7 protein-coding genes are annotated in these 13017 nt (G+C 75.7%); 5 read left to right on the forward strand and 2 right to left on the reverse strand.

The window, feature by feature from the left end; genetic code table 11:
- Positions 1-66 precede the first annotated feature (66 nt).
- Complete coding sequence (locus GQS52_RS23810) at positions 67-2151, forward strand: N-6 DNA methylase (protein ID WP_182315396.1); 2085 nt, start codon at positions 67-69, stop codon at positions 2149-2151.
- A 128-nt stretch (positions 2152-2279) separates the two neighbouring features.
- Here the strand turns inward: GQS52_RS23810 and GQS52_RS23815 are convergent, their stop codons facing one another.
- Complete coding sequence (locus GQS52_RS23815; RefSeq protein ID WP_182316685.1) at positions 2280-4277, reverse strand: AAA family ATPase; 1998 nt, start codon at positions 4275-4277, stop codon at positions 2280-2282.
- 414 nt (positions 4278-4691) lie between these two features.
- On the reverse strand, positions 4692-5426 hold the full coding sequence (locus tag GQS52_RS23820) for a hypothetical protein (protein ID WP_259370937.1): 735 nt from the start codon (positions 5424-5426) through the stop codon (positions 4692-4694).
- 92 nt (positions 5427-5518) lie between these two features.
- Here GQS52_RS23820 and GQS52_RS23825 point away from each other — a divergent pair, with 92 nt between their 5' ends.
- From GQS52_RS23825 to GQS52_RS23840, 4 genes are all read left to right on the forward strand, one after another.
- Complete coding sequence (locus GQS52_RS23825; protein WP_182315398.1) at positions 5519-6634, forward strand: Xaa-Pro peptidase family protein; 1116 nt, start codon at positions 5519-5521, stop codon at positions 6632-6634.
- Between the two features lie 165 nt (positions 6635-6799).
- Positions 6800-9472, forward strand: a complete 2673-nt coding sequence (locus GQS52_RS23830; RefSeq protein ID WP_182315400.1) for a SpoIIE family protein phosphatase — start codon at positions 6800-6802, stop codon at positions 9470-9472.
- A 101-nt stretch (positions 9473-9573) separates the two neighbouring features.
- Positions 9574-11232 carry a glucose-6-phosphate isomerase gene (gene pgi, locus GQS52_RS23835; protein WP_182315402.1) on the forward strand — a complete coding sequence of 553 codons (1659 nt, stop codon included), beginning with the start codon at positions 9574-9576 and terminating at the stop codon, positions 11230-11232.
- Positions 11233-11463: 231 nt separating this feature from the next.
- A complete protein-coding gene (locus GQS52_RS23840) occupies positions 11464-12903 on the forward strand; it encodes a C39 family peptidase (protein WP_182315404.1) in 1440 nt (479 codons plus the stop codon).
- Positions 12904-13017: the final 114 nt, after the last annotated feature.

Consider the following 13017-nt stretch of genomic DNA (forward strand, 5'->3'; position numbering starts at 1 on the left):
ACCGCCGGTGGCGGATCGGTATATTCGACCGCTGACCGGCCCCCACCTCGTCGACCGGAGTCCTTCGTGCCCCAGACAGTCACCGTCAGCGCTGCCGAGATCTCCCGGCTCGCAGGTGTCGGGCGGGCAGCGGTCAGCAACTGGCGCCGCCGCCACCCCGACTTCCCGGCCCCCGCGGGCGGCACCGACGCCAGCCCGCTCTTCGCCCTGGGCGAGGTCGAGGAATGGCTGCGGGCCCAGGGCAAGCTCGCCGGCACCTGCCAGCGGGACTGGCTGTGGCCCTACTTCGACGTCCTCGGCGACCGCGACCGCAGCGGCCGCGCCATCGCCGCGGCCGGCGCCGCCTGCCTGGCGAAGCAGGGGGGCGGGCCCCTCATCCTGCCGGACGCGCCCGCCGACCCGGCCGACCGGGGACTGGTCGCCCGCGCCGTCGCGGTCGCCGAGGCCGACGACGAGGGCCCGCGGGGGACGTTCGAGTTCCTGCGCGGGCGCTGGCTCGACACCCACGTCCGCCAGATCAGCTCCACCCCGCCCGAGCTGGCCGAACTCATGATCGACCTGGCGCTCGCCGGCACGCACGACGGCGACCGTGCCGGGGGGCCGGCGGGGGAGGGGCCGGCGGACGCCCCGTTCACCGTCCTGGACCCGGCCTGCGGCACCGGCACGCTCCTCGCCGCCGCCCTGCGCGCCCTCCCCGCCGGGGGCCGCGGGCCCCTGCTGCTCGGGCAGGAGGCCGACCCCACCCTGGCGGTGCTCGCCGCGGTCCGCCTCGCCTTCGCCTCCCGCACCCGGGACGGCGGCACGCCCCCGCCCGACATCCGCACCGGCGACACCCTGCGCCACGACGCCCACCCGGACACCCCGGCCGACGCGGTGGTGTGCAACCCGCCGTTCAACGAGCGCAACTGGGGCCACGACGAACTCGCCTGGGACGACCCCCGCTGGACCTACGGCACCCCGCCGCGCACCGAACCCGAACTCGCCTGGGTGCTGCACTGCCTGGCCCGGCTGCGCCCCGGGGCCCCGGCGGTCCTGCTGATGCCGCCCGCGGTCGCCTCCCGCCGCGCGGGCCGCCGCATCCGCGCCGCCCTGCTGCAGCGCGGCGCGCTGCGCGCCGTCGTGGCCCTGCCGCCGGGGGCCGCGCCGCCCCACGGCGTCGCGCTCCACCTGTGGGTGCTCACCCGCCCCCAGGAGGACGAAACGCCGCCGGACTCCGTGCTCCTGGTCGACACCGCCGCCCCGCCGGAGCCCGACGGCAGCAGGCCCGACTGGGACTGGGCCGGGGTCCGCCGCGCCACCACCGACGCCTGGGCCGCCTTCCGCCGCGGGGGCGCGGAGACGGCGGACCGCCCCGGCCTGTGCCGGGCAGTGCGCGTCGTCGACCTCCTCGACGACGAGGTCGACCTCACCCCCGCCCGCCACGTCCCCCAGGACACCGCGGGCACCCTCGTCCACGGGCTCGACGAGCGCTGGGACGAACTCGACGGCGGACTGCGCGAACTGGCCGGACTGACCGCCGCCCTGCGCGGCCTGAGGACCCCGGGCGCGGCCGCCTCCGGATCCCCGCGCCCGCAGACCACCGTCGGCGACCTGCTGCGCGCCGGGCACCTGACCCTGCGCACCGGCTCGGCCGCCCACCAGCCGCTGGTGCGCGACGGGGAGCCGCCGAGCGGCGCGGTGCGGGCGCTCGCCCTGACCGACATGGCCCCCGACGCGCAGCCCTCGGGGTGGGTCCCCGCGGGGGAGGTCTCCCCGGACTGGGCGGTCACCCGCCCCGGCGACGTCGTGGTGGCCACCGCCGCGCACAGCGCCGCGGTCCTCGTCGCGGGGGAGGAGCCCATGGTGCTCGGACCGCGACTGGACCTGCTGCGCCCGGACCCGGAGGTCATCGACCCCTGGTTCCTGGCCGGCTGCCTGCGCAGCGCCGCCAACGCCCGGCAGGCGGGCACGCACGCCTCCACCACCTCGCGGATCGACGTCCGGCGCATGCAGGTCCCCCGGCTCCCGCAGGCCGAACAGGCCCGCCACGGCGAGGTGTTCCGCCGGCTGGAGGCGCTGGAGGCCGTACTGCTGCGCACCGGGGCGACGGGCCGGGGGCTGGTCCGCTCCCTGACCGACGCCCTCGCCTCCGGCACGGTGGAACCGTCCTGACGGACGCGGGTGCGGGGCCCGCCGGCCCTGCACCGCCGTCCGGTTCCGCACCGCCGCCCGGTTCCGCACCGCCGTCCGGTTCCGCACCGCCGCCGGGCCCCGGCTGCCGCCGCGGAACCGGCGGGGCCTCACACCGCGGGCGGCTCCGGGCCGTCGGTGTCGGTGTCGGTGCCCGTACCGGCCCCGCTGTCCCGCAGGCCGCGGCCCGGCCCGCGGCCGGAGAGCACCTCGCCGTAGGCCTGCATCAGGTCCGGCAGGCGCAGCGTGGCCAGGTCCTCGCGGCCGGGCGTTCCGGAGAACCCGCTCAGCCGCAGGTCCCGGTAGGCGCAGGACTTCTCGTACAGAGTGCGCACGAAGCGCCCGTTGCCCAGCTCGTCCACCCAGCCCTGGTCCACCACGTGGCCGGCGATGCTGCGCAGTTCCTCCAGGGCCTCCTCGTCCCAGCGGTCGCCGTTCTCCGCCGCCAGTACCCTCCCGATGCGGGTCAGCTCCTCGGGCCGGTAGCTGGGGAAGTCCACCCGGGTGGTGAAGCGGGAGCCGAGCCCCGGGTTGGCGGCCAGCAGCCGGTCCATGCCCTCGGGGTAGCCGGCCAGGATCACCACCAGCCGGTCCCGGTTGTCCTCGGCGCGCTTGAGCAGCACCTGCAGGGCCTCGTCGCCGTAGGCGTCGCCCTTGCTGTAGCCGGCGTTGGCCAGGCTGTACGCCTCGTCGACGAACAGCACCCCGCCGAGGGAGGAGTCGATCAGCTCGTTGGCCTTCACCGCGGTCTGGCCCAGGAACTCGCCCACCAGGTCGGACCGTTGCGCCTCCACCAGGTGGTCGCTGCCCAGCAGGCCCAGCGCGTGGAAGACCCGGCCGAGGATGCGCGCCACCGTCGTCTTGCCCGTGCCGGAGGGCCCGGAGAAGACGAAGTGCCGCTTGGGCGGCTGCACCGGCATGCCCTGCACGGCCCGCAGCCGGGCCATCCTCAGCTGCGCGGACAGTGCCCGCACCTGCCGCTTGACCGGTTCCAGGCCCACCATCCGTTCCAGCTCGGCCAGGGCCTGCGCCAGCAGGGCCGGGTCCGGAGGGGCGGCGGGCAGCGTCGTCGAGGTCCCCGGGTACTTCCCCTGCGTCCCGTCCGGCCGGGGACCGGGCCCGGCGGTGCGGCCGGGAGGCAGCCCGGAACCGGGTGCGGGGCCCGGGTCCAGGAGGTCGTCGTCCGCGCCGCCGAACCCGGCGCCCGGTCCCGCGGACGCGGCCGGCGGGTACGGTCCGGGCCCCGGCGCGCCCGCCCGGCCGTCGGCGTCGAAGCCGGCGTCGGTGCCGGCGTCACCGGCGATGTCGAGGAGGGTCCGGTCCGGGGCGGCCTGCTCGTCCAGGCCGTCCCCGGCGGTGATCGCCGCGAGCCGGGCCGCGGTGTCCATGAAGGCCGGGTCCACCCGGTGCACCGCCCGGTACAGGGGGAGGGCCGCCGCGCTGCGCCCCGTCCCCTCGTGGGCGCGGGCCAGCCAGTAGCGCAGCTCCTTGCGCTGGGGCTGCTCGGAGCGGCACCGCATCAGGGCGCGGGCCAGTATCGGCTCGGCCTGCCCGCACAGCTCCATGCGCACGCGCGCCATCCCGCCGAACAGTCCCGCCTCGATGCCCAGCACCGGGTCCTCCAGCAGGGGCTCGGACTGCCGGACCAGCTGGTCCCAGTCCTTGACCAGGTAGGCCCGGCAGGCGTGCAGGAAGCGCACCTGCGGGTCGGACTCCGGCGGAGGGCACTCGGCCAGCGCCCGGTCGAGCTCGGCGATGTGGCGGCCGTCCAGCCAGTGGGAGGCGTGCGCCAGCAGCAGGTCCCGCTGCGTCTCCAGCACGGGCTGCACCCACCAGCCCAGCCAGTACCAGGAGTTGAGCGGGCGCCCGTGGCGTCGCCGCTGCTCGCCGAAGCGGTGGCGGTGGCGGAACATCTGCGGCAGCGCGGTGGCGGTGTCCACCCGCAGGGCGTGCAGCCCCAGCCAGGCGTCCGCCATGCCGGGATCGAGCCGCACTGCGGTCCGGAACTCCTCCTCGGCCTGGGTGTAGGCCCCCACCACGCAGGCGTCCACGCCGCGCAGCCACGCGAGGTCGGCGGAGGAACCGGCCCGCTCCGGGTCGAGGTCCATCAGGTCTCCCACCAGCCCAGTCCCCGCGTCCCCCGCACACCGTGATCCCGTGATCGCATGCCAAGTGCCCCTCGCCGGGGGCCCGTTGGAATGGTACCGGCGCGAGGGCGGGCGGGCAGGGGAGCGACGGCGGGCCGAGGGGGCGGGCGCGGGCGTCCGGGGGGAGCGCGCGCGGCGCACCGTGCCCCGAAGGTCACCCTCGGTGAGGAGCGGGAGGTCTTCCTCCCGTCCGCGGAGTGACCCGGGACAGGACGAAGCCCCCGGTCACGGGGGAACAACCGGGGGCTTCGTGTCTGTGTGCGGCCCTTCGTGACCGCGCATTCAGAACGTAATTGCTCCACCGGCCCCGGGTCAAGCCGATCGGCCCCGGCGCGGGGTGTGTTTTTCCAGCGGCCGCGCACCGGCGGGGGGCAGTCACGGACGGTCGCGGAACCGGAGTGCGGACCTCCCCTTCCCGGGGCCGGGGAGGAATCCGTAGCCGCCGTCCCGCTGGAGGACGAGGAGGTCCGCCCGGGGCCGCGAGGGGTCGGCGGCGAAGTGCGCCGCCTCCGCCCGCGCCCACTCCCGCCAGAACCGCTCCCAGTAGCCGTCCGGGTCCTCGCTCCCGGGCGGGCGGTCCCGGAGCAGGCCGCGGGCGTGGGAGGTGCGGACGTCCGTCTCCATCCACAGGGCGGCCGCGAGGAAGGGGCGCACCTCGCGCCGGGCCGCCCCGACCCCCTCCAGCAGGACCACCGGCGCGGCGGGCACCTCCCGCTCGTCTGCGAAGCGCCGCCGCGTCCAGTCGTAGACCTCGTACCGGCCGCTCTCCCCGCGGGCCAGCGGCTCCAGCACCCGGGCCCGCAGGCGCCCGGCCCAGCCGAAGGGCTCGCGGTGGGTCGCCAGGTCGTCCAGGCGGACCACCGGGGTCCCGGGGCCGAGCGCGTCGGCCAGCCGGGCCGCGAACGTGCTCTTGCCGGACCCGGCGTGCCCGTCGACGGCGACCAGCCGCACCGGGCCGCACGAGGGGGCCAGCGCGCACAGCCACCGGGCGAGCTCCGGAAGACGGGCGGGGGAGGCGTCCGGCGCCCCGCGGTCCGGCGCCCCGCGGTCCGGTGCGGCTCGGTGCTTCGGATCCGGGAGCCCGTCCCGGCCCGGCAGGTGGTCGGCCATCCCGGCCAGCCTAAGCCGCCCGGGCCGGCAGCCACGTCTTCCCGCAGCCACGTCTTCCCGCGGGGCGGCCCGGGCGGGCGTACGGTGGGCGCGTGAGCGATCTCTTCCCTGCCGAACGACTCGAACGGACCCGCGGGGCGACCGCCGAAGCCGGACTGGACGCGCTGCTCGTCTCCCCCGGAGCCGACCTGCGCTACCTCACCGGCTACCAGGCCATGGCGCTGGAGCGGCTGACCTGCCTGGTGGTGCCCTCCTCGGGGGACCCCTTCCTCGTGGTGCCGCTGCTGGAGAAGCCCTCCGCCGAGGCCTCGCCGGTCGCCGGGCTGGGGGTGGAGATCGTCGGCTGGAAGGAGACGGACGACCCCTACGAGCTGATCGCGGACCGGCTGGGCGGGTCCCGGGTCGGCCGGATCGCCGTCGACAACCGCATGTGGGCGGAGAAGGTCCTCGCGCTGCGCGCGGCCCTGCCCCGGGCCGAGCAGTCCCTGGCCGGGACGGTCCTGCGCGACCTGAGGATGCGCAAGACCCCGGCGGAGGTCGACGCCCTGCGGCAGGCCGCCGCCGCCATCGACCGGGTGCACCGGCGCATCGGGGAGTGGCTGCGCCCCGGCCGCAGCGAGCTCGACGTCGCCAAGGACATCGCGGACGCCATCCTGCAGGCCGGCCACCTCAGCGCCGACTTCGTGATCATCGGCTCCGGGCCGAACGCGGCCAGCCCGCACCACGAGGTCTCCGACCGGATCGTGCGCGAGGGCGACGCGGTCGTCGTCGACATCGGCGGCACCACCGAGGACGGCTACTGCTCCGACTCCACCCGCACCTACACCATCGGCGAACCCGGCCCGGAGTTCCGCGAGATGTACGAGGTGCTGCGCACCGCCCAGGCGGCCCAGACCGACGCCGTCCGCCCCGGCATCACCGCCGAGCAGCTGGACGCGGTCGGCCGCGACATCATCACCGCGGCCGGCTACGGCGAGCACTTCATCCACCGCACCGGGCACGGCATCGGGCTGCAGACCCACGAGGAGCCCTACATCGTGGCCGGCAGCGACCTGGTCATCGAACCCGGCATGACCTTCTCCGTCGAGCCGGGCATCTACCTGCCCGGCCGGTTCGGCGCGCGCATCGAGGACATCGTGGCGTGCACCGAGGACGGCGGGGAGCGGCTCAACCTCACCTCCCGCGACCTCGTCGTCCTCCCCGCCTAGCACGGCCGGTGCTCGCCGAGCCCGCGGCCGGTCGGCGCCGTAGGCTCGGTGGCATGCGCTGCCGAGTGCGATCGCGAGGTCCCGTGGGGCCACACTCCCGGGGGCGGGGAGGGCCGCCGGGCCGGTCCGCCGCGCCCGGACGGCCGCTCCGGCGGAGGTGAGCCCGTGGGACCGGACGCCTCCCCGGGCCGCGCGGCGAAGGACCCCGGCCCGGGTCCCGCCCCGGCCGCCGGTTCCGACCTGTTCCCGCCGCACGCGGTCATCCGCCTGCTGACCTGCGCCGAACCGCAGAGCCTGCTGCACACCGCGATGCGGATCGGCGTCGCCGGCGTCGACGCCGTCTCCGGCGTCATCTGCCTCGTCCAGGACGACGGCTGGCTGCGTCCGACCGCCGCCGTCAACTACAGCGACAAGATCCTGGACCGGTTCCGGCTGATCCCGCCGGACTCCCCGCTGCCGGCCGCCCGCGCGGTCCGCGAGCGGCGGGCCGTCTACCAGGCGGCGGAGGAGCTGTCCGAGGCCTTCCCCGACATCCGGGCCCTGCGGGCGCCGGAGATCAATTTCGCCGCGATCCCCCTCCTGGTCGACGACCGCTGCCTGGGCTCGATCGTCCTGCGGATCGACCGCCCCTGGCCGCCCGGGAGCGAGTGGAGCCTGGCCCTGAGCGCCGTCGCGGCGGTGTGCGCGCACCGGCTCGAGCACCTGCTCTCCGTCGGCGTGGACTCGGTGCCCGGCGGCGGACTCGACATGGCGGTCGAACTCCTGGAGAACCGGGCCCGGACCGCCCGGCTGGAACTGGCCATGTCGGGCGCGGAGACCGGGGCGTTCGACTGGGACTTCGCCTCCGGCAGGCTCGTGTGGGACGAGCGCCTGTGCCGCCTGTTCGGCATGCGGCCCGAGGACTTCGACGAGAAGGACGCCACCTACTACAACGCGATCCACCCCGACGACCGGGCCGTCGTCAACAGGGCCGTGCGCGAGAGCAGGCGCACCGGCGGCGACTACCGCGCCACCTACCGCATCGTCCGCCCCGACGGCCGGGTCCGGAGACTGGACGCCCGCGGCCGGGTCTTCCGGGACATGACGGGCCGGCCCGCCAGGATGGTCGGCATCGCCCAGGACGTCACCGAGGAGTGGGAGCGCAAGGAGCGCGAGGACCACCGCAAGAACCTCGTGCTGGAGGTGACCGGCGCCCTGTCGGACGCCATCTCGGTGAGCGACGTGGTCACGGCCATGACCCGCACCATGCTCCCGGCCCTGGGCGCCGACGCGGTGGTCCTGTACGTCGAGGAGGACGGGCACCTGTGGCCGGCCGGGGTCCAGGGCCACCCCGAGGAGGCGACCCGCAGGATGAGCGCCGCGGCCGCCTTCCCCGGCAGCCCCGTGCGCAGAGCCCTGGAGGAGGGCCGCCCGCTGTTCTACGAGAACCGCGCCGCCTACCTGGCCGACTTCCCCGAAGAGGTCTTCAGCCCCGGCGAGCACCACCACTCCTGGGTGGTGCTCCCGCTGATCGCCGCGCACCGCGTCGTGGGCGGGTGCGTCATCTCCCACACCGCGCCGCACCGCTTCTCCCCCGACGACCGCACCCTCGTCGCCGCCCTGGCGGGCATCCTGACCCAGGCGATGGAACGCGCCCGCCTGTTCGACCAGCGCCGCTGGCAGATGACCGAACTGCAGCGGGTGATGCTGCCGCGGCACCTGCCCGTCCTGCCCGACCTGGCCGTCGCCGCCCGCTACCTGCCCGCGTCCCGGGGCATGGAGGTCGGCGGGGACTGGTACGACCTGCTGCCCCTGCCCAGCGGCAGGGTCGGCGTGGTCATCGGCGACGTGCAGGGCCACAGCGCCACCGCGGCCGCGGTCATGGGCCAGCTGCGCACCGCCCTGCGCGCCTACACCGCGGAGGGGCACGACCCGGCCACCTTGATGGAGCACAGCAACCGCCTGCTGTGCGAACTGGACACCGACCTGTTCGCCACCTGCTGCTACGCCGAGATCGACCCGGTGGACGGCACCGTGGAGATGGTGCGGGCCGGTCACCCGGTGCCCCTGCGGCTCGACGCCGAGGGGCGGGCGGCCGAGAAGAACGTGCCCGGCGGGGTGCCGCTGGGCCTGGACCCCGGGAGCGAGTACCCGGTGCACCGCGCCGAACTCCCGCCGGGGGAGGCGCTGCTGCTGTTCACCGACGGGCTGGTGGAGAACAGGGGCGGCGACTACGCCGAGAACGTCGCCCGCCTGGCGGACCGGGTGAGCCGCTGGAACGCCACCCGCGGCAGCCGGTACAACGACGTGATCGCCGACGCCCGCAGGGAGCTGGAACTCCTCGCCGACGAGATCGTCGCCCCGCCGGGGGACCGCACCCCCCGGGAGGACGACGTCGCCGTGCTCCTCGTGCGCCGCTGCCCCGACTCGCGCAACCCCACCACGTGCAGCGCCCGGTGGCACGCCGCCGGGGGGAACCTGGCCGAGGTGCACGAGGTCCGCCGGGCCCTGGGGCGGCAGGTGCGCGCCTGGGGCCTGCGCGAACGGGCCGCCGACACGGAGCTGCTGGCCGCCGAACTGCTCAGCAACGCGGCCCTGCACGCCGACGGCGACATCGACCTGACGGCCCGTCTGGAGGACGGGACGCTGCGGGTCGAGGTGTTCGACACCAACCACTACCGCCCCAGGGTCGTCCCGGTCGACGAGGAGACCGGGGAGGCCGCCGAGCCCGGGGTCTCCGGGCGCGGCATGCACCTGGTCCAGGAGTGGGCCGACCGCTGGGGGTGGGAGCCGCGCGGCGACCGCAAGGCGGTGTGGTTCGAGGTGACGGAGAAGTACCCCGCGCCCCGGAGGCCGTGAACCGCCGTGTCCGCCCCCCGCACCCCCGCCCGTACCGCACACTTGACGGGACACCGGCCCGCGGCCGCGGCCGCGGCGAGTGAACCACGAGGAGTCCTGGAATGAGTGACACGACCGCACCGCAGGGTGTCCGCCCGGACCGGCTGCCCGAGTGGGCCGCGCTGGGCAAGCACCGTGAGGAACTGGGGGAGGTGCGGCTGCGCGAGCTGTTCGCCGCGGACCCCGGACGCGGCGAGCGCTGCGTGCTGCGGGTCGGCGACCTGTACATCGACTACTCGAAGAACCTGGTCACCGACCGGACCCTGGAACTGCTGCGCGGCCTCGCCGCGGCCACCGGCGTGGAGCGGCTGCGCGACGCGATGCTGCGCGGCGAGCGGATCAACACCACCGAGGACCGGGCCGTGCTGCACACCGCCCTGCGCGCCCCGCGCGACGCGGTGATCGAGGTGGACGGCGAGAACGTCGTCCCGGCCGTCCACGAGGTCCTAGACCGGGCCGCGGACTTCGCCCGCAAGGTGCGCTCGGGGGAGTGGACCGGCCACACCGGCGAACGCATCACCACCGTCGTCAACATCGGCATCGGCGGCTCCGACCTGGGGCCGGCCATGGCCTACGAGGTGCTGCGCCCCTGGACCGAGCGCTCGCTGGACTTCCGCTTCGTCTCCAACGTCGACGGCGCCGACCTGCACGAGGCCCTCCGCGGCCTGGACCCGGCCCGCACCCTGTTCATCGTCTCCTCCAAGACCTTCACCACGGTCGAGACCATCACCAACGCCACCTCGGCCCGCCGCTGGCTGCTGGACGGCCTGGGCGGCGACCGGGCCGCGGTGGCCGAGCACTTCGTGGCGGTGTCCACCAACGCGGAGAAGGTCGCCGACTTCGGCATCGACACCGCCAACATGTTCGAGTTCTGGGACTGGGTCGGCGGCCGCTACTCCTACGACTCCGCCATCGGCCTGTCGCTGATGATCGCCGTCGGCCCGGAGCGGTTCCGCGAGATGCTCGACGGCTTCCATCTGATGGACGAGCACTTCCGCACCGCGCCGCCGGAGGCCAACGCCCCGATGCTGCTCGGCCTGCTGGGCATCTGGTACAACAACTTCCACGACGCCCAGTCCCACGCGGTCCTGCCCTACTCCCACTACCTGTCGCGCTTCACCGCCTACCTGCAGCAGCTGGACATGGAGTCCAACGGCAAGTCGGTGGACCGCGCCGGCTCCCCGGTGACCTGGCAGACCGGCCCGGTGGTGTGGGGCACGCCCGGCACCAATGGCCAGCACGCCTACTACCAGCTGCTCCACCAGGGCACCAAGCTGGTCCCGGCGGACTTCGTCGGCTTCGCCCGCCCGGTCGAGGAACTGGGCGAACTGGCCGCCCAGCACGACCTGCTGATGGCCAACTTCTTCGCCCAGACCCAGGCACTGGCCTTCGGGAAGACCGCGGAGGAGGTCGAGGCCGAGGGCGTGCAGGCCGACTTGGTGCCGCACCGCACCTTCCACGGCAACCGCCCCACCACCACGATCCTGGCCGACAGCCTCACCCCGTCGGTCCTCGGCCAGCTGGTCGCCCTCTACGAGCACAAGGTGTTCGTCCAGGGCGCGGTGTGGAACATCGACTCCTTCGACCAGTGGGGAGTGGAACTGGGCAAGGTCCTGGCCAAGCGGATCGAGCCGGCGCTGACCGAGGGCGCCGACGTCCCCGGCCTGGACTCCTCCACGGAGACCCTGGTGGCCGTCTACCGGAGCATGCGCGGCCGCTGAGCCGCCCCGCCCCCCCGCCCCCGTCGCGGCTCCCCGGGCCGGCCCCGGGGAGCCGCGGCCGGCCCCGGCCTCCCCGAAACGGCGGACGGGGCGTCGGTACCGCCCGGCACGCGGAAGGCGACTCGTCGGCCCGCGCTCTGGCCCGGTGCGCCCCCGCCGGGGATAGTGGTTCCACCGTCGTGCAGCTGACGTTGCGTCGGACCTGGCCACCAGCCGAACAGGGGGACCGATATGCCCGCACCCACGCCGCGCCGCACCGTCCTGGCCGCAGCGCTCGCCACCGCGGCCACCGCCGCCGCACCTGCCGCATCCGCCCGCGCGGCCACCTCCCCGGACGCCGCCCCGGGCCGCGGCGGCGCCCCGGCACGCGGCCGGACCGCGGACCCCACCGCCCCGGCGGGGTCCGCCGCACCCGCCGCCGCGGAGGCCGCGTTCGTCGGCCACCGCAGCTGGGCCACCCGCACCGACTGGAACAGCGGCACCGGCAGCGGCACCCGGGTCGTCCCCGGTCCCCGCCCCGGCATCGCCCTGGACCGGCCCACCGGCACCCTGGAGCACACCGACCCGCACACCGGGACCACCGCCACGTGGGAGACCGCCACCTGGACCTCCCGCACCCACCGCCTCGAACGCGGCGCGACCGAGGCCGTCCCCTCCTGGAACGCGCACACCCCGCCCGGCACCTGGATCCGGATCGAACTGCGCGGCACCTACGGCGACGGCAGCACCACCCCCTGGTACGTCATGGGCCACTGGGCGTCCGGGGACAGCGACGCCGACATCAGGCGCACCTCCGTCGACGACCAGGGCGACGGCCGCAGCACGGTGTGGACCGACACCCTCTCCCTCGACGACCCCGCCTCCGGACTGCGCCTGACCGCCCACCAGCTCCGGCTGACCCTGCTGCGCAGGGCCGGGAGCAACGAGACCCCCACTGTGTGGCGGGCGGCCGTCATGGCCTCCGACGTCCCCGACCGCTTCGAGGTCCCCGCGTCGCGGCCGGGCGTGGCCCGGGGCGTCGAGCTGCGCGTGCCCCGCTACTCGCAGGAGATCCACGTCGGCCAGTACCCCGAGTACGACAACGGGGGAGAGGCGTGGTGCAGCCCCACCTCCTCGCAGATGGTGATCGAGCACTGGGGCCGTGGACCGGCCCCCGAGGACCTGGCCTGGGTGGACCCCGCCTACGCCGACCCCCAGGTCTGCCACGCCGCCCGCCTCACCTACGACCACCAGTACGCCGGCTGCGGCAACTGGCCCTTCAACGCCGCCTACGCGGCCGGCTACCCCGGCATGCAGGCCACCGTCACCCGCCTGCGCTCCATGGACGAGGCCGAGCTCCTGGTCCGCGCCGGCATCCCGCTGATCACCTCCCAGTCCTTCCTGGAGAGCGAGCTCGACGGCGCCGGCTACGGGACCGCCGGGCACCTGATGTGCCTCGTCGGCTTCACCGGGGACGGCGACGTCGTCGCCAACGACCCGGCCAGCGAGAGCAACGAGGCCGTCCGCCGCGTCTACGACCGCCGCCAGTGGGAGAACATCTGGCTGCGTACGAAGAGGTACGACGCCAAGGGCAACGTGCGCAGCGGCACCGGGGGCGTCTGCTACGTCTACTGGCCCACCGACCCGTCCCCCGCCCAGCGCCGCGCCCTGGCCGAGGTCGGCATCCGCTGACGGCCACCGGGGCGGCGGCCCGGGCAGCCGCCCCCCGGCGGCGCTTCCGTCCGCCCCGGTCCCGCCCGGGGAGCCCGGACCCGTGGGTGTCCCGACGGGGCGTGCGCTTATTCC

The sequence above is a fragment of the Streptomyces sp. SCUT-3 genome, assembly GCF_014083985.1.
Classification (GTDB): domain Bacteria; phylum Actinomycetota; class Actinomycetes; order Streptomycetales; family Streptomycetaceae; genus Streptomyces_H; species Streptomyces_H thermolineatus.

Coding starts and splice junctions, on each gene's coding strand:
- GQS52_RS23815 (WP_182316685.1), bottom strand. CDS start 4,277: ATGGACCTCGACCCGGAGCGGGCCGGTTCCTCCGCCGACCTCGCGTGG.
- GQS52_RS23820 (WP_259370937.1), bottom strand. CDS start 5,426: ATGGCCGACCACCTGCCGGGCCGGGACGGGCTCCCGGATCCGAAGCAC.
- pgi (WP_182315402.1), top strand. CDS start 9,574: ATGAGTGACACGACCGCACCGCAGGGTGTCCGCCCGGACCGGCTGCCC.
- GQS52_RS23840 (WP_182315404.1), top strand. CDS start 11,464: ATGCCCGCACCCACGCCGCGCCGCACCGTCCTGGCCGCAGCGCTCGCC.